This window comes from Spirochaetae bacterium HGW-Spirochaetae-1 (genome assembly GCA_002839375.1).
In the GTDB taxonomy this organism is placed as follows: domain Bacteria; phylum Spirochaetota; class UBA4802; order UBA4802; family UBA5550; genus PGXY01.
The window spans coordinates 211586-229058 of sequence record PGXY01000002.1; the positions used below are offsets into that span (position 1 = coordinate 211586).

Annotated in this window: 14 protein-coding genes; 5 read left to right on the forward strand and 9 right to left on the reverse strand. The window is 48.0% G+C overall.

What is annotated here, in order from left to right; genetic code table 11:
• Window positions 1-4: 4 nt before the first annotated feature.
• The 6 genes from CVV44_02930 to CVV44_02955 all read right to left on the reverse strand — a co-directional run bounded on the left by CVV44_02930 (window position 5) and on the right by CVV44_02955 (window position 6706).
• Entirely contained in the window at window positions 5-838 is an 834-nt protein-coding gene (locus tag CVV44_02930; GenBank protein ID PKL40573.1) for a hypothetical protein, read from the reverse strand.
• Window position 839: 1 nt separating this feature from the next.
• Window positions 840-1595 carry a zinc ABC transporter ATP-binding protein gene (locus CVV44_02935; protein ID PKL40574.1) on the reverse strand — a complete coding sequence of 252 codons (756 nt, stop codon included), beginning with the start codon at window positions 1593-1595 and terminating at the stop codon, window positions 840-842.
• Window positions 1596-1609: 14 nt separating this feature from the next.
• Entirely contained in the window at window positions 1610-2542 is a 933-nt protein-coding gene (locus tag CVV44_02940; protein PKL40575.1) for a cation ABC transporter substrate-binding protein, read from the reverse strand.
• 56 nt (window positions 2543-2598) lie between these two features.
• Window positions 2599-3105, reverse strand: a complete 507-nt coding sequence (locus CVV44_02945; GenBank protein PKL40576.1) for a hypothetical protein — start codon at window positions 3103-3105, stop codon at window positions 2599-2601.
• A 59-nt stretch (window positions 3106-3164) separates the two neighbouring features.
• The gene (locus CVV44_02950; protein ID PKL40577.1) at window positions 3165-4364 is read right to left on the reverse strand and encodes a TraB family protein; all 1200 of its coding nucleotides are present in this window, start codon (window positions 4362-4364) and stop codon (window positions 3165-3167) included.
• Between the two features lie 128 nt (window positions 4365-4492).
• Window positions 4493-6706, reverse strand: coding sequence for a hypothetical protein (locus CVV44_02955; GenBank protein ID PKL40578.1), 2214 nt, complete (start codon window positions 6704-6706; stop codon window positions 4493-4495).
• A 338-nt stretch (window positions 6707-7044) separates the two neighbouring features.
• Here CVV44_02955 and dprA point away from each other — a divergent pair, with 338 nt between their 5' ends.
• The 5 genes from dprA (at window position 7045) to nhaC (ending at window position 13515) form a co-directional block, all read left to right on the forward strand.
• A complete protein-coding gene (gene dprA / locus CVV44_02960; protein PKL40579.1) occupies window positions 7045-8199 on the forward strand; it encodes a DNA-protecting protein DprA in 1155 nt (384 codons plus the stop codon).
• A gap of 45 nt (window positions 8200-8244) precedes the next feature.
• Window positions 8245-8859: a hypothetical protein gene (locus CVV44_02965; protein PKL40580.1), complete on the forward strand. Its 615-nt coding sequence runs from the start codon at window positions 8245-8247 to the stop codon at window positions 8857-8859.
• 71 nt (window positions 8860-8930) lie between these two features.
• The gene (locus CVV44_02970; protein PKL40581.1) at window positions 8931-11042 is read left to right on the forward strand and encodes a type I DNA topoisomerase; all 2112 of its coding nucleotides are present in this window, start codon (window positions 8931-8933) and stop codon (window positions 11040-11042) included.
• An 8-nt stretch (window positions 11043-11050) separates the two neighbouring features.
• Window positions 11051-12010 (forward strand): site-specific tyrosine recombinase XerD, encoded by a 960-nt coding sequence (locus CVV44_02975; GenBank protein PKL40582.1) that lies wholly within the window; start codon window positions 11051-11053, stop codon window positions 12008-12010.
• Between the two features lie 53 nt (window positions 12011-12063).
• Window positions 12064-13515 (forward strand): Na+/H+ antiporter NhaC, encoded by a 1452-nt coding sequence (gene nhaC, locus CVV44_02980; protein PKL40912.1) that lies wholly within the window; start codon window positions 12064-12066, stop codon window positions 13513-13515.
• 12 nt (window positions 13516-13527) lie between these two features.
• Here the strand turns inward: nhaC and CVV44_02985 are convergent, their stop codons facing one another.
• The 3 genes from CVV44_02985 to CVV44_02995 all read right to left on the reverse strand — a co-directional run bounded on the left by CVV44_02985 (window position 13528) and on the right by CVV44_02995 (window position 17412).
• Window positions 13528-14601 (reverse strand): tRNA 2-thiouridine(34) synthase MnmA, encoded by a 1074-nt coding sequence (locus CVV44_02985; protein PKL40583.1) that lies wholly within the window; start codon window positions 14599-14601, stop codon window positions 13528-13530.
• 71 nt (window positions 14602-14672) lie between these two features.
• On the reverse strand, window positions 14673-15641 hold the full coding sequence (locus CVV44_02990) for a TIGR01212 family radical SAM protein (protein ID PKL40584.1): 969 nt from the start codon (window positions 15639-15641) through the stop codon (window positions 14673-14675).
• Window positions 15616-17412: a hypothetical protein gene (locus tag CVV44_02995; GenBank protein PKL40585.1), complete on the reverse strand. Its 1797-nt coding sequence runs from the start codon at window positions 17410-17412 to the stop codon at window positions 15616-15618. The genes CVV44_02990 and CVV44_02995 overlap by 26 nt, the downstream gene beginning before the upstream one ends.
• Between the last annotated feature and the right edge of the window lie 61 nt (window positions 17413-17473).

Here is a 17473-nt window from a genome sequence, read left to right on the forward strand (position 1 = left end):
CCGGTCACCGGTCTATCTTCAGCGCCAGTCTCTGCCGCACCGTAAGGGCGTGCCAGGTTTTCACTATGAGGAAGAGGATGACCGCGGAAAAAATAATAGATGCTCCCGAAGGTATTTTCAGCCAGTGGGCCGCCATGAGACCGGCAAATGACGAGGTAAAACCGAATACGATGGAGAGTCCTATGATTTTTTTAAAATCGCCGGTCAGGAGCCCGGCCGTAACCTGCGGTATGGTAAGGAGCGATATGACCAGAATGATGCCCACGACGCGGATGGTGATCACTATAGTGAGTGCTACCAGCGCCAGGATGAGGTAGTTAAGGGCGCGTACGGGCATGCCGCGTGTTGTTGCGAATTCTTCATCGAAGGCTATGTACAGGATTTCGCTGAAGAATAAGGTGAAAATTAATACGGTGACTGCCCCGATTGCGGCCATGATGCCTATATCAACCCAGGAAACGGTAAGGATACTGCCGAAAAGATAGCTCATGAGATTGGGAGCATATCCCGGTGTTATGAAGACGAAGATGATTCCAACGGCCATGCCCAGGGACCAGAGGACGCCGATCAGTGAATCGGTACGCATGTTGGTGCGCCTGGAAAGAAATTCGATACTGAAGGCCGAGAATACGGCGAATACGGCGGCACCGATTATGGGATTGAACCCGTAATAGTATCCCATGCCAATACCGCCGAAGGAAGAATGGGAAATACTTCCTCCGATGAATACGATGCGGCGGGAAACTATATAGGTGCCGATGATCCCGCAGGTGAGGCTGGCAAGAAGGGCAGCCAGAATGGCCCGCTGAAAAAACGGGTATGATAAAAGCTCGAACATGTTATTCTCCGTGCTTCTTCAGTATGGTGTGAGGCATGTCACCGTGTCCCACTATCCTGACGGGGCAGTTGTATGTCTCCATGAGTTCCTGCGAAAATTCACTTGAACCGTGATAATGCAGGGTTCCGTTGATACAGGCGATGTTTTTCACCGATGATATGATAGTGCCGATGTCATGCGATACGAGGACGATGGCCATACGGTCGTTCAGCTCGACGAGAATTTCGTTCAGGTCCTGGGAAAAGCTGCTGTCTACGAAAGTATCGGGTTCATCGAGGATCAGTATCCGGGGAGATGAGACCAGTGCCCTGGAAAGAAAGACACGCTGCATCTGTCCGCCCGAAAGCTCGCCAATAGGCCGGTCCTTCAGATGAAATATGCCGAACCTGTCGAGAATTGCCGAGGACTGCTCTTTTTGTTCCCGGGAATATCTTCTGAACAGGCCGACGGAATTCATATGACCCGAGAGCACCACATCCATGACCCGAATGGGAAACTGCTTGTCGATTATTCTGAACTGGGGCAGGTAGCCTATGGCCTTACGTGTGCCCTGCAGATCCTTGTCATAGAAGGAAACGGTTCCGCGCAGGGGCTTCAGGAGGCCCAGGATGATGCGCAGCAGGGTGGTTTTCCCGCCGCCGTTAGGCCCGATTATTCCGATAAAATCCCTGTCCAGAATACTGAGATTTATATCCTCCAGCACCAGGGAGTCGGCGTATCCCGCCGATATGGATTTGAGTTCCATGATTTTATTCATAGTGGTTTAACGGTTCACTCCAGTTCCGTTTTAAATGTCTTTGCGGTGGTGCGCATATTTGCAATCCAGTCGCCCTCGAGAGGATCGAGATGGACCACCTTTCCATGTATGTCGCCGGCCAGGGACCTGGCGTAATCCAGGGGCTCCTGTTTCTGGACGAATATCACCCTGATTTTTTCCCGGCGTGCCATGTCCACGATGTCTTTTATATGCGTAGGGTCAGGTTCTTTACCCTCGATTTCCATGGGGATCTGGGTAAGCCCGTAATCCCGGGCGAAATAGGACCAGACGGGATGATAGACCAGGAATTTTTTTTCTTTTACCTGTTTCAGTTCGCCTTTGATATAGATATCAAGTGCATCAATATCGCTCATGAAGGCCTGAAAGTTATTTCTGTAGAGAGTCGAACCGGCCGGGTCTATGGCGATAAATCCTGCCAGGATATTTTTAGCCATTATTCTCACTGCCGCCGGTGAAAGCCATATATGGGGATCGATGCCGCTGTCATGGCCATACCCGGTGTGGTCGTGATGATGGGCGCTGATGAGGTTTACTCCCTCGGAGGAATCGATAATCATCATACCGCTTCCCGTCGATGTCATGCTTCTCAGGAATGCATCCTCAAGAGGGAAGAGGCCTGTTTTGAAAAAGGCCCTGGACCTGCTCATTTCGATCATTTGCTGTGATGTCGGCTCGTAGGTGTGGGGGCTCTGACCCGGCGGTATAAGCACGTTGACCTTGAAGCCCGGTCCGCCGATACGCTGGACAAAATACTGAAGAGGAATAATGGAGACGGAAACGATATTCCCCTGTTCCTCCATTTTTTTACAGCCCTGGGCCGCTATAACCAGGACTGCAATGATAAGAATAATAAAGGTGGTTTTTTTCATGGATTTGGTTCCTGAACGAATGAATGCCACGGCAGATTCCCCTCCCGGGGCATTCATCTGTGGATTGCCGCATAATATTGTATCCGACAGGTTGTATAGTCGAAAATGTCAGGCTATTCCGGTACTACTGCGAAAGTTACACGCCGCTGTCCAGCCGATTTGGGATCAATGCCTGCTTTCAGTTCCGATGAGCCCACACCTTTATAAGTCAGTTTCGGTGAGGATATGCCCTGTCGTCTCAGGGACTCCTGAACCGCCTTTGCCCGGTCAGTGGATATTTTGATGTTTCCCGGTTTGTCCCCTTCAGGATCTTCCGGTCCGCGGGCGTCGGTATGTCCTTTCACCTGGAGCACATATCCCTCGGGCAATTCGCTGATGATTTTTTTCACAACAGGGGCGCTCATTTTAGCCCACTTGTCCCATTTTTGAGCGGGAACCTCTGTTCCTTTGTACTGAAAGCCTTCCACGGGTATTTTTTCCAGTTGTTTGTTGGAGGCCTTGACCCACAGGGAGTGATCGACCGATGTGGTCTGCACAACGGGTTCCTTTTTTTCCGTTGATTTGCAGGAAATACCGAAAACGAGAGAGAGAACAGCCATTGATACGATGATTTTGTTCATGTTTTGCTCCTTTATTTAGGTTTATTCACATTATAATAATATAATGTATATGAAAACGTCTACAATGTAAAGAGTTTTCTTAAAGCCGGCAGGGCCACGAAGGTTCCGATTGATGATCCTATCGACGAAAGAATGAACACCAGGAATATTTTCGTGATCCGGTTGGTCCACCAGTTCCGAAATCGAAGGGTTTTTTCCTGTATCTCCTCAAAATCCCGGACACGGGGTTTCACGAGAAAAGTCTGTACAATGGCCGTAACGAAACCGGCACCGATGGTGGGATTGAGGCTGGTTATGGGGGCGGCGATGAATCCAGCCAGCATGGTCAGTGGATGGGCAAAGGCCAGGAGACATCCCAGGGCAGTCAGGGTTCCGTTGACCGCAATCCAGTAGATTATCACATCCTGGGCCACATCCTTTCTCCCGCTCATGAATCCCCAGGCGATCAGGGCGATAAAAATGAAGGGAATTATCCAGGGGATTATTTTCCCTGCCGATGACGGGGGCGGGATGATGTTGAGTTCAAACTTTTTCTCTTCACCGATCCGGTTTTCGAATTCCTTGAGCATGCCGGGAACATGGCCGGCTCCTACCACAGCCACGGTAACAGTGCCGAGATTCGCCTGTATTTCCGCAGTCAGGTACTGGTCTCTTTCATCGATGAGGACCTTTTTGGCCGTGGGCAGCTCGTCCTCGAAGGTCCTGACAATGTTTATGATGGCATCCTGGGTCTTCAGCTCTTCAATGTCTATATCATCAAAGTCCGAGTCGTCGGCCGTAAACAGGCTGGCGAGAAACCTGATTTTATGCCAGAAAGGAGTCATCCGGTAGGCTCTTTTCAGGGTTGTGCCGATATTCCGGTCTGCCAGGATGAGACGGGTGCCGGTTATTTCAGCCATTTCAATGGCCTTCTTGAATTCCATGCCCGGTTTGCTGCCGGTTTTTTCCGAGATTTTTCTCTGATATGAAGCCATTATAAACTGACCGATGAAAAAAAAGAGCTGCTTCTTCCTGATGATCTCAATTATATCCAGATCTTCGTAGAGCTTTTTCTTTGTCATGGCCTTATGGCGTTGTTCATCCAGCTCAACACATATGGTATCGGGTTGTACTTTCCGTATAGTTTCTTCTACAAGATCAATCGATGATGAGGAGACATGGGCAGTTCCTATAAGATACAGCTTTTTACCATCGGGAAAAGTGAGAAGGTTTACATTCTGTTTTTCTTCTGTAATGACGGGCTTCAGGTACATATTCATCAGGCGGTTCCATTCCTTGTAATGACGTGAATTATGGACAATATGAGTGGTTTCGGTTTTTGGCAAGTCAAATTTTATTAATCAGGCAGCGATGGAGTGAATTTTCAGGTCCGTGGTGAGGCGGAAAATCACCTTGGCAGTTCGCTGAAGTATTTAATAAGCATGACCTGGTTCCCCTTTTCATTATACTGAACCCGGTCAAAGGCATTCATGGTCATGGCAATTCCACGCCCATGAGAGAGCATTTCTTCATTAGCGGTGTTTATAGCGTTCTTGAGGAAATGGTTGTGATCGAAACCCGCTCCGTCATCGGTAATGATATAGACAACACGATGGGTGTCGACTGAATATTCTATGGCGATTTTTTTTCCCGTTGCTTCGGGGGCAAGCTGTCTTCTTGCTATGAATTCGAAATAATGGTCCTCGTTCATGGCCTTTGATTTTTCCTCGAAGGTTATGCCCAGGTTGCCGTGCTCGATGGCGTTGATGATTATCTCCCGGAGGGCGAGGCGGAGATAATTGACGTCCCGGGTAGGCACGTACTTCTTCAGATTCCTGGTGAGCCGGTGTGTAATATCCTCGGCCGTGATAAGGAGATTCCCGATGACATATTTCTGGCGTTCTGCGTCAAAGTATTTTAACAGGGAATCGTCCAGTATCCGGGAGGCTTTGCCCAGTATCTCATTTTTGCCCTCAATGTCCAGGAACTCGAGGCGGACCTGCATCTCCTTTGGTTCTGAGATGATGGGCGAGATGAAATGTGTCCTGAACTGGATCGGCTTTTTTGTGCGGGAGAATTCATCGAGCTTCTCCAGAACCAGCTGCTTCGTCACGTAATGCTCGGCCTGGTCGCTGTATATGAGGTCAAGGAAATTGCGCGAGGAAACCGTGCCCGGATCTATCTTGAACTCCGTGAGGATGGCCCTGTTGGAAGTAATGAAATTCCAGTTCTCATCCAGGGAAAAAACTATGTCGCTGGTGCCTTCAACGAGAAGCCGGTACTTACTCTCGGAAACGCTGAGAAGGCGGTGTGCCTCCTCGATTTCATCCCTGGATCTCATGATGTCCTCCATGTTCCGCTGCTGGGAGGTTATGAGTTCCTGCTGGGCTTCATCCTTTTCTTTCTTCATTATATTGATTCTGTCGGCCAGCGCAAGAGACAGAAGTACCATCTCAAATCCTGAACCGATCTGCAGGCCGTGTTCCGTCAGAAAATTATGGGGGATCATGCCCATGACTCGCAGGGTTGAGAGAATGATTCCCACGAGGAAGGTGGACCAGGCGATGAGGTAGAAACGCGCCGACCGGTTGCCTTTTTTGAGAATGATCACAGCCGTGGGAATGGCGATGAGGATGCAGGCCAGGGGAAGAATTTGTCCTGCAACTATGGTGATGGAATAGCTTATTGCCAGGGCAAGAACAGCCAGGATGCCGCTGAGTCCCATGAGAATTTTCAGCAGCTTGTCGGCCACGGGCGTGTAATATGCCGTATCAAGAAAGTGCATGGTGAAGAAGGTGGCCATGACGATGCTCATCCCTATAAAGAAAGGATTGGCATGTATGGCCCACCAGGGGAATTCCGGCCACAGGTATTGAACGGCAAGTCCGTTCATGGCCATCTGGAACATGCCGAAGAAGAAAATGTACAGCACGTAATAGAGATAGTTTCTGTCCCTGGTGGAGAAGAATATGAACAGGTTGTATAATATCATGATCAAAATAATACCGTAGTAGATGCCAAAGGCGAACTGCTCCCTCTGTGTCTTTTTCATGAAGGATGGGGGTGTCCACAGGGTCATGGGAAATATCATCCCGTCGGCTGTTTTAAAGCGCAGGTAAAGGGTTCGGCCGGTGTCGGCGGGCATGTGGATGGAGAAAACGAAATTGCGGTGTTTGATATCTCTCCGGGTAAAAGGAAAGTCGCGCCCCGTTGTTTCCTTTTTCAGGAGCTCGAACCCCGTTTTTTTGCCCTTTTCGAGGATATAAAATTCAACGTTATCCAGGAGGGGAAATCCCACCTCCAGGAGCATTTCCCGAGCCGTGTCGGTATTGTTCGCTATGGATATGCGGGCCCAGTAAACTGATTTGGTGAAACCATAATTGGGGATTGTCCCCGGTGATGGAACAAACAGGGGGGCATGCGCTTCATCTGCTGCTTCAGTAATGGACAGGGTTCCATCAGGATCTTCCAGGGTTTCGCAGTCTTTTCCCAGGTCAAGCTTTTCCATTGTCGGTGATATGTTTACGATCCCGAGAGAAAATAAGGGCATGGGAAGCACCAGGCAGAGGAGCATTGCCGCAAGGGCTGTTTTTGGATTGGATAAAATTTTTTGTACGGTCATGGACTAGTACTGATTGTATATCTAATAATGTCATCAAGAAACAAGCAGTTTTAGCAATTAATACAGACATGGACGGGGAACTCAAGCAATTTTAATGGAAAATCGAATTTAATGAGCCGGGGAAGCGCAATAGAAATGAAATATTATTCATTTTAATAACATTTGATGAAAAAAAGGTATAATTCTAAATCGTTTTAATCGTAAATTAATACAGAAAGGGAAAAAGGAGATTCTGCCATATGTTAATAATAATGAAGATGATACTGCCGCTGCTGATTGTTTACATCCTCGATTTATCAGGCACCGACCACAGCATGGAAAAAAGGTAACGATACAGCATGTATAATTCCCATCTTCTCTATTCCGTGGCATTGTCCGTTCTCTCTTCTCCTGCCGGTACAGGTCTTTATGACCTCATGGAGCGGTCTGTCACACCGGAATTCCTTTACAAAAGCCTCACGGAAAACAGCAGGGCAGTCACGCAGCCTTTTGTGGCGGTACGGTATTCTCCCGATCCCCTTATGGCGGCCCGGGAAATTCTCGCGGAGGCCGAAAAGGGACAAATCGGCGTTACGGGATACTGGGGCAGTGACTATCCGCCTCTCCTCCGTGAGATATCCCATCCGCCTGTGGTGCTGTATCATCATGGTGCCCTGGACCTGGAGCCTGCCATAGCAGTAGTGGGAACTCGTAAACCCGATCATGCATCGCTGAAAGTAACTGAAAGGATTGTATCGGACCTGGTGTCCTGGGGCTTTTCCATCGTGAGCGGTATGGCCCTGGGCATAGACCGGGCCGCCCATACGAGCGCCCTCTCGGGAAAGGGAAGGACCGCGGGGATTCTGGCCAACGGCATTGATATTCTCTATCCCCTGGGGAACCGTGATCTCTACGACAGAATACGGAGTACCGCTGGATCGGTGCTGGTTTCCGAGTATCCCCCGGGAATTCATGCCGGAAAATGGACCTTTGTCCGGCGGAACCGCATAATAAGCGGCCTGTGCCCGGCTACGGTTGTAATCCAGGCCGGTGAACGGAGCGGTGCTCTCATAACGGCACGTTATGCGACTGAGCAGAACCGCGAAGTCTTCGCATGTTCGGGACACAGCTTTGATGAATCATACGGCGGGTGTCACCGGCTCATTCGGAACGGGGCTCACCTTCTCGCAAAAACCGCCGACATTCTCGTGGAGCTGCCTCCCCGTACGGAGGCGAAGGGCAAGGAAGAAAAAGCAGGCAGGGGGGATATTTCCGAGCCTGAACCGTCCCTTCCTCTTACCGGGACCGATTGCGGGGAAGGGGCATATCCTCCCGATTCACCTCCTTACCGGATACTGAAATACCTGGGAAATGCCGAAGTTGATATTGATACGGTGATCCGGAATATTGGTCTGACCACGGAAAGCATCCATGAATCCCTGGTACTCCTTGAACTGGAGGGCAGGGTAAGCCGGAAGGGAAATGTCGTTTCCAGATCAGGGGGCGGGAAATAATACCATATCATTGATGTATTGACTGTATTTAATAAGGAAGAAACCATGAAAGTTAAGTATCTTTTTGTTGCCATCATCTCACTATTGATGATTATATCCATAAGCCAGATATTCTCTATTTACCCTTACGCCGAGGATATTCTGCCGTCGTATAAATCGGGATATTTCCGTGAACTGGACAGGAAGTGCGCTGTTATCAGGGACTCTTTTATCAGCATTAAAAGCATGAGCAAGCCCGTATACGGCTGGATTTTTCTCGATGATATCAAAACTGCCCACGCCATATCGGTCAATATCTATGACAGGGCTGGATTTCATATTCCCTTACCGGGGGAAAAATCTCCGGTGCCCGGCAATGATATCGTAAAGTTTTTGTCGGAAAATGGTTCAGATCTGTCTTCGCGCATTCATGATGGGAAATATTATACAATTATGGCAGTCAAGTTTGAAAAAAAATGTTATTATTGTCATGATCATGGCAAAAACACGGAAATTGCCGGTGTGATGACTTTTGAGCAGGATTTTGATGCCCATATCTATTATTCCCTTGAGAGGATTATCATCTTTCTTGTTATTTCCATTATTTTAGCCGGCGTGCTCTTCCTGCTTGTCCGATGGGAGCCGGTTCGGAATATAAAAGAAATGTTTGACAAATCCTGACAATTTGTAGTGCTGACGTGAACCCCATGCTGAATGGGGAAGAAGAAACCTGCAAAACAGGACTTTTAATTATGAAAAACAAACCGAGTACGCTGGTGATTGTGGAATCACCCTCGAAAGCGAAAACGATCAATAAATACCTGGGAAAGGATTACATAATCCTGTCCTCGGTGGGCCATATCATTGACCTTCCCAAATCCCGTCTTGCCATTGATGTGGATAACAATTTCAAACCTGAATATATCACTATTCGCGGTAAGGCCAAGATACTGAATGAGTTGAAGAAACAGGCCTCCAATGTATCGCTGGTCCTTCTGGCCACTGACCCTGACCGCGAAGGCGAGGCCATATCCTGGCATCTCTCCAATGCTCTTTCACCGAAAAATAGCAATATCAAGAGAATCGAGTTCAATGAGATAACCGAGAGCGCAATAAAGGAAGCTATCAAGCATCCCCGTGAAATTGATATAGACATGGTGAATGCCCAGCAGACAAGAAGGATACTGGACCGCATTGTGGGATATAATATAAGCCCCGTGCTCTGGAAAAAGGTCAAGCGGGGCCTTTCTGCTGGAAGGGTCCAGTCCGTGGCGCTCAAGGTCATTTGTGACCGTGAAAGTGAAATCGACGGTTTCATCCCCACCGAATACTGGACACTGGATATTTCCTGTAAATTTAAAAATAAAAAATTCCTCGCATCGCTTTTTGGCTATCAGGACGAAAAATTTGAAGCGAAAAACAACGATGAGATGGATAGCGTTCTGGAAAAAATCCGTGGCCGCGAACTGACCGTAAAGGACCGGAAGGTAAAGGAAAGGAGAAGAAAACCGCAGGCCCCCTATATAACGTCGAAGCTGCAGCAGGACGCCGCCAACAGGCTCGGTTTCACCTCACAGAAGACCATGATGATAGCCCAGCAGCTCTACCAGGGCGTGGAAGTAACCGGAGAAGGCCCCCTGGGTCTTATCACCTACATGAGAACTGATTCCACCAGGATATCGGAAATCGCCCTGAAGGCCGTGCGGGAATACATCGAAAATAATTTTGAGGAGGGATCGCTTCCCCCGTCTCCCAATTATTATAAAAACAAGAAGGGAGCCCAGGATGCCCACGAGGCCATACGTCCCACCGATTTAAACCGAACGCCCCAGTCACTGAAAAACGACCTGAGCAAAGATCAGTATAAACTGTATGACCTCATATGGAAGCGCTTTGTTGCTTCACAGATGACTCCAGAGGTTTCAGAGGTCACCACCGTTATTCTTGAAGCCGACAAATATCTCTTCAGGGCCACGGGGAGCACTATTCTCTTCCGGGGCTTCTCAATCGTCGAGAAGGATGATAAAAGCGAAAAAAACCAGCTCCCGGAACTGAATCCCGGCGACAGGGTGGAAATACTTGAGTACCTGCCGGAACAGCATTTTACAACACCGCCCCCGCGTTTTAATGACGCGTCGCTGGTGAAATTTCTCGAAGAATCAGGTGTAGGACGTCCCTCGACGTATGCCCCGACCATCGACACTCTGCTGAAAAGATACTATGTTACACGTTCGGGACGACAGCTTGTACCCACGGTCCTTGGCAAGCTGGTGAACAATATCATGAGTGAACACTTCCCGGAATTTGTCGCCGTTGATTTTACCGCCAGTCTGGAGGAAAAACTGGACCTTATCGAAGAATCGAAGGCAAGCTGGGTTCAAATGCTGAGCGAATTTTACCAGCCCTTTATAGAGACAGTCAATCAGGCTGATATCAATATTGTTGATATGAAGGGCATCCTCAATGAAGAGACGGACATGGTTTGTGAATTGTGCGGCAGCAAAATGATGAAAAAGCTCGGTAAGTTCGGATTCTTTCTTGCCTGCTCCGGCTTTCCCCAATGCAGAAATGCCAAACCTCTGCCCCTGGGCAAGTGCCCGCACTGCGGTGACGGAGATGTGGTAAAACGATCATCGAAAAAGGGAAAAGGGGCCTTTTATTCATGCACCAGGTATCCCGAATGTGAATTTTTGACAAGGGAAAGTCCTTCTGAACATAAATGTCCCCAGTGCGGCAGCCTTCTCTTCGAAAAAAGGCTGAAAGGTAAGGGTGAGGAACTCCATTGTCTCAACAAGACCTGCCATTACCGGGTTGAACTTCTCGATGAAGAGGTTACAAGAAATAATACAAATACTACGGACTAAGAGTTCTTATGCTCAATGAGATTGATCAATTCATGTCCTATCTTCAATATGAGCGGAACGTCTCGGACAATACCATCGAGGCATACAATCGTGATCTGATCGGATTATATAAATTTTTATGCGGTGATTACGAGCGTCATGCGACCTGGCAGTACGAGGTGAAGGTAACGGTTCATGATGATGATATTCTCATTGAGACAATCAGCAAGGATGATTTGACCAGCTACCTGGAATTTATTTTTGACAGCGGATTGAAGCGTTCCAGTATCGAAAGGAAAATTGCCGCAGTAAAAACCTTCTTTAAATTTCTTTATAACCGTGATATAATTGCCAGGAATCCCGCCGGAAGGATTATTTATCCCAAAAAGGGGAAGCGGCTTCCCCGCTTCCTGCATCTGAAGGAAGTCAACAATATCCTCAAATTTGAGGATGTAACCTTTATTGATTTCAGGGACAGGGCGCTGCTGGAAACCTTTTATTCCACCGGCTCGAGGGTCGCTGAACTGGCCGCGGCCCGAATCACCGATATTGATATGGAGTCGGGCCGGCTCAAGGTTTACGGCAAGGGGAGGGAGGAACGATTCGTTTTCATTACGGAAGAAACACTGCAGACCATTGATAGATATTTAAAGGAAAGAATTAAAAAATTTCGGGTCCTCTCGGAACCACTTTTTGTCAATAACCGGGGAGGAGGGATTACGGAGAGAGGAATTTTCGGCATTGTCGTCAAAAGGGCCCGGGCGGCCGGGATGCTGGAACGCGTTACGCCCCACACCTACCGGCACAGCTTTGCCACGGAAATGCTCAACCAGGGCGCTGATTTGCGGGCTGTACAGGAGATGCTGGGACATCGAAGCCTTTCCTCAACCCAGGTATATACTCATACAACGAAAGAACGGCTGAAAAGGGTATATGATCAAACACATCCCCACGCCCTGCTGCATAAAAATAAAAAGAAAAGTGACTAGCTATATGGGAAGTGTGGCTTTATCAAAGGTTAAGGTGCAATTTGGATAAGAAGATAATTTCAGGGAGAAAACCGTCTCTGGTCGTATCGCTCATTCCCGTCATTTTTCTCATCGCAACGCTGACAATAACGGTTATAATATTCGGGGATAAAGCCACCTCGGGACCTGTTCAGTCCGTACTGATGCTTGCCGCTGCTTTCGCTGCCGTATTCGCCCTGACTCACGGTATCAAATGGCATGATTTGGAGGAACACGTACTCGGGACCATGGCCGATGTCATGCAGCCCATTCTGATACTGCTGCTTATCGGTGCCCTGATCGGAGTCTGGATTCTTTCCGGAATTGTTCCTGCCATAATAGTCTGGGGTCTAAAGCTGCTCAGCCCATCTATTTTCCTTTTTACGGCCTGTATTATATCCTCGGTTGTTTCCATGGCCACAGGCAGCTCCTGGTCTACGGCCGGAACCATTGGCGTGGCCCTTGTCGGTATTGGTCAGGCCATGGATATGAATCTGGGCATGACGGCCGGGGCAATTGTTTCCGGGGCTTACTTCGGGGATAAGCTTTCTCCTTTTTCCGAGACCACAAACCTGGCGGCTTCCATGGCGGAAACGCCGCTCTTTGTTCATATCCGCCATATGATCTGGACCACGACCCCGGCACTTATTATTGCTCTGATTCTGTACCTTATACTGGGTTTTACCCAGTCTCATGCCTCCTATACACCGGAAAAAATTAAAATAATCACCGATATTATTAATTCAAAATTTGATACTTCCGTTTACATGCTGCTTCCGCCCGTTATAACAATCGGTATAATGGTGAAACGATTCCCCGCCATACCATCAATTATTATCGGTATAGCTCTGGGGATTATTTTCGCCCTTATATTTCAGCCCCAGGTAGTATCCGAGATGGCTGGAAAATCAGATCTTCCCATTGGCATGGCTTCCCTGAAGACATGCCTCGATACGGCAGCCACGGGCTTCAGGTCTTCCACGGGAATGGAAATCGTGGATAATCTTCTCAACAAGGGCGGCATGGCGGCCATGCTTAATACAATATGGCTCATCCTTTCGGCAATGTTTTTTGCCGGAGTCATGGATGGCAGCGGCATGATGGGGAGTATCGCCGATGGTATACTTAAAGGTATCAGGGGTTCAGGAAACCTGGTAGCTGCCACCCTGGGCACAGCCGTTCTCGTTAACATTCTTGCGGCGGAACAGTATCTTTCCATCGTCATCACGGGAAGGATGTACAAGGAGGCTTACGATAAACAGGGCCTGCACCGGAAGAACCTGTCGCGCGCACTGGAGGATGCCGGTACGCTCACATCTCCCCTGGTTCCCTGGAATACCTGCGGCGCTTTCATGGCCACTACCCTGGGAGTGGCCACCTACCTCTATCTGCCTTTTGCCTTTCTCAATATCATAACGCCCCTGGTTTCCCTCGTCTATGCCTACACGGGATTTACTATTGAGCATGTGAAGAAAGCCGGAGAATAATTTCGAGGATACCTATCCCGCATTAAATCCCTTTTCAATGATACCGCCACCCAAAACGCCGCCGTCGTTATCATAAAAAACGGCGGCCTGTCCCGGGGATATTCCCTTCTGTTTTTCCACGAAAGTTGCTCTTACACGTTCACCGTCCTGAATCAGATGAGCAGGGACGGGCTGCTGCGTTGAGCGTGTTTTAACCAGGATATCAATGTCGTCCATGCTTGTTGCTTTCATGTAATTGATATCGCCGGCCACAAGGCCCTCTGTTTCCAGTTCTTCGCTGAAACCCGCAGTGATTGTGTTGTCGCCGGCATTTATCCTGATAACATAGAGGGGGTGTGGCGCTGCTATTCCCAGGCCGCGACGCTGGCCAATGGTATAGTTGTGAATTCCTTTATGCCTTCCCAGGATATTTCCCTCTCTGTCTACGATATTTCCCGGAGGAGGCTCTGTCCCCATCATCTTGCCGATGAATTCAGAATAGTTGTTGTCGGGGATGAAACATATCTCCTGGCTTTCAGGGCCGTGGGCAATGGAGAGGTTGCGCTTGAGTGCCATATCACGGACTTCGCTTTTAAGAAAATCACCCAGGGGAAAGAGGACGCGCTCCAGCGTGTACTGTGAAAGCCGGTATAGAAAATAAGACTGGTCCTTCACCGGGTCCTTCCCCCGTGAGATGAAATATCTTCCCTTGCCGGATATCTTTATCTGAGAATAGTGGCCCGTGGCGATTTTTTCACATCCCAGGGTCAGAGCATACTCCAGGAGGTTTTTGAATTTAATAAGGGGATTGCAGTGTGTGCAGGGATTGGGAGTCCTGCCGTTCATGTACTCACGGCAAAAGGGATCAATGACCAGGTGATAAAAATCATCGCTTATCTCTTTAACAAAATGGGGAAAATCGAACTGTTTCGCTATTGCACGGGAATCCTCGATGCTTTTTTCTGAAAAAAAAGGATTGTTCCTGTCGGCGGGAATTCCTGTTTTAAAGTTCGCCGTTATGCCGATGATATCATGGCCCATTTCCCGGAGCAGAATGGCGGCGATGGTTGAATCAATACCACCGCTCATGGCGACTGCGATTTTCATAAAGTGGCTCCTCAATCGTATTTATTGACATGGAAAATACTCGCTGAAATATGTCCACAGAAATTTGTCACCTAATCGAGGGAAAGGTCTTCATGAAGAAATCCCTGGTATGTTCCCCTCCGGGAAAATTCATCGAGAATCGTTTTCTGAACCGTACCTTTATGCAGCCCCCACAGCGGAGCCACAAGAGATTCTTCATTTCTGTCGCCTGCCAGGCGGTGGATGAGGATATCGGGCCTAAGCCGTTCTATGAAATCACAGAGCGTAGATGTATATTCTTTGATGGTGAGCATGGGGACTTCTCCCCGGTTATACAGAAGCTCCAATGCTGAGCCCTTGATCACATGGAGGTGATGAAATTTTACTCCACATACGGGAAGTGATGCCATCTCCCGGGCTGTTTCCATCATATCATTCCAGGATTCACCGGGAATGCCCAGGATAATATGCGCGCAGACAGGAATATCACTCCTTGCTGCTCTCGTGACTGCATCTCTAGTTCTTTCATGGTCATGTCCCCTGTTGAGAAAGATAAGACTCCTGTCGTGCATGGTCTGCATGCCGATCTCTACCCATAGCTCGAACTGCGGTTTTCGGTACGACGCGATGAGCTCTATGACCTGGTCATCAAGAACATCGGGCCTGGTCCCTATCATGAGGCCCGTAACCCCTGGGAATGCAATTGCCGTATCATATAATTTTCTGAGTGTGGCTGTTTCCGCATAGGTGTTGGTAAAAGCCTGGAAATAGGCCAGATACCTGGTGGCGCTGTCGGAGCGTCTGAAGTTGTCCCGTGCAAAGGTCATTTGTCGCTCGATATCGGTAGTTCCACTGGTTGTGGGTGAAGCGGACCCGTCGTCGGAGCAGAAAATACATCCTTCGCTGCTCAGGGTGCCGTCCCGGTTGGGGCAGGAGAGCCCGGCATTTATGGGGAGTTTAAGTATCCTGCACTTGTATTTATTCCACAGGTAATCGCCGAAAAAATTATAGGGTTTTCCGGACCAGGAACCGGGGTTAAAGGTCTTTGATTTTGTTTTCACTGGCGAAAAACGAGTTTTTCAAAAATTGCTGATTCTGGTATTTCCCGGAATTTAAATGAACACTGGATATTTTTTTCGCGTCGCGGATATTCAGGTTTTTATCCAGGTAAACGATATATATACCTGTATAAAAATTAATCTTTTTCGTATATCTTTCCCACTTCGTTTTATATTTTTTATCTTTTTTGGAATAATATTTTACTTTTTTGTGACCGACTCCATGGGCATTGTTGAAGGAGTTCATAAGACGGTTCATTGTTTTCTCGTCGGGCTCAAGGGCGTTGTATACGGCATCCCGGAGGCTCTGGTTGTCATCAACGGCCAGAATTATCGGAGTCCATCGCGATGCCCGATGTACAGGTACGGAAACCGACGCAGGAGTCTCTTCAAGCCGGGCTTCGTAATCTTCCCGGAAAGCCCTTCGTCTTCCCAGGTAAGCTGAATATTTTTCCTGGTAGGCGGAATAGATGGGTGCATAGCTTATGCATCTTCTGGCATTTCGAAAATATTTTCTTGCTGTCTTCCTGCGTTTTTTATTACTGTTGATCAGTCCCCTGTTGAAATTATATTCAGCATTCTGTATGCGCTTTCGTATGGTGCTGAAATAGGCAATGTGGCCGCTGAAAGGGCTGTTTCTGAACTTTTTTTCCATAGTTGTGATGGTATTGACGACATTACGGGTCTCGCCCTTTTTGGTGTAGTATACAGCTATGCGGGACAGCTTCAGCAGTTCCACTCTGCTGTCAGTTTTTCCCTCTTTCTTTTTAGGTTCCCTGCCGGAAATATCCACGGCGAAGACGTCTTCGATGGTTTCCAGAAGCATTTCGTACTGGGCCTTTGTGAGTATATCCTGATGTGCGGGATCCGCCAATTTTATTTCTTCCTTGGGATTGGAAATAAAACCTGACTCGTAAATAATGGATACGGGGAAATCGACAAAATAACTGAAGCGGTCATCGCCGACGGCTCCGAAATCCCAGCTGTTGGGAGTAAGGCCTTCTTCCTCGAGTCGATGCTTTAGCTTTACCGCATATTGCCGTGAAAATCCGCTGGAATCCAGCGGATTATACAGCGTGAGAAATCCAGAGTAGGTGTCATCGACGTATCGCAAAATTTTGCGGCCGCGGCCGTCAAGGGTTATATGTATGCCCGGGATATTGGATTTGCCGCTGGCCTTATAGCTCATGGACACGTTGTTGAGATGTTCCGAAAGTATGATAAAGGCATTGGATTCCTTTGCCATGGCAACGGATTTGGAAAAGGGAATATTGTTATAGACTTCACTGTCTTCTTCGAGCACTTTCATATAATCGGTAGTGCTTTTTATAGTGACGTGCGGGTTGTCCTTGAGGAGCTTATATAATTTCCTTGAGAGTTGGATGGAGTAATACTCTTCTGGCTTACCTGAACAGCTCAGGCGATGCGTTATTTTACCGCCCTGCCATTCTCCGTTTGAGAGCTTCCCGTGGGCCGGGTCGAAGAATATAACCAGCTGTTTTTTCTCTTTCAGGTTCTCATATAGATTGCCGTAAATAGAATCAATCCGGTTCACTATGTCCAATATTTCGCGTGTTTCCTGGACGCGTTTTTCAGCTTTCAGGATGGCTTGAATGGATTGCGGTTGTTCGATGCTGATATTTTCTTCGGCATATGATACCGGATGTATAATAAGTAAAGAAGTCAAGAGAAGAAGTGAGGATAGGGCAGATACTTTTCCGATCATAGTTATTATCACATTCAATAAATTTAGGTTATTGCCATAGAGAACCATTCAGCGTAATATATGGTTATAATAAAAATATCGATTATTATCAAGAAAATATTTGCAATTT

Excerpts from the sequence above, each read along its gene's own strand:
- CVV44_02975 (PKL40582.1), top strand. The coding sequence starts at position 11,051 with ATGCTCAATGAGATTGATCAATTCATGTCCTATCTTCAATATGAGCGG.
- CVV44_02970 (PKL40581.1), top strand. The coding sequence starts at position 8,931 with ATGAAAAACAAACCGAGTACGCTGGTGATTGTGGAATCACCCTCGAAA.
- CVV44_02950 (PKL40577.1), bottom strand. The coding sequence starts at position 4,364 with ATGAATATGTACCTGAAGCCCGTCATTACAGAAGAAAAACAGAATGTA.
- CVV44_02995 (PKL40585.1), bottom strand. The coding sequence starts at position 17,412 with ATGGTTCTCTATGGCAATAACCTAAATTTATTGAATGTGATAATAACT.
- CVV44_02945 (PKL40576.1), bottom strand. The coding sequence starts at position 3,105 with ATGAACAAAATCATCGTATCAATGGCTGTTCTCTCTCTCGTTTTCGGT.
- CVV44_02930 (PKL40573.1), bottom strand. The coding sequence starts at position 838 with ATGTTCGAGCTTTTATCATACCCGTTTTTTCAGCGGGCCATTCTGGCT.
- CVV44_02955 (PKL40578.1), bottom strand. The coding sequence starts at position 6,706 with ATGACCGTACAAAAAATTTTATCCAATCCAAAAACAGCCCTTGCGGCA.
- CVV44_02940 (PKL40575.1), bottom strand. The coding sequence starts at position 2,542 with ATGAATGCCCCGGGAGGGGAATCTGCCGTGGCATTCATTCGTTCAGGA.
- CVV44_02965 (PKL40580.1), top strand. The coding sequence starts at position 8,245 with ATGAAAGTTAAGTATCTTTTTGTTGCCATCATCTCACTATTGATGATT.
- CVV44_02935 (PKL40574.1), bottom strand. The coding sequence starts at position 1,595 with ATGAATAAAATCATGGAACTCAAATCCATATCGGCGGGATACGCCGAC.
- CVV44_02985 (PKL40583.1), bottom strand. The coding sequence starts at position 14,601 with ATGAAAATCGCAGTCGCCATGAGCGGTGGTATTGATTCAACCATCGCC.
- dprA (PKL40579.1), top strand. The coding sequence starts at position 7,045 with ATGTATAATTCCCATCTTCTCTATTCCGTGGCATTGTCCGTTCTCTCT.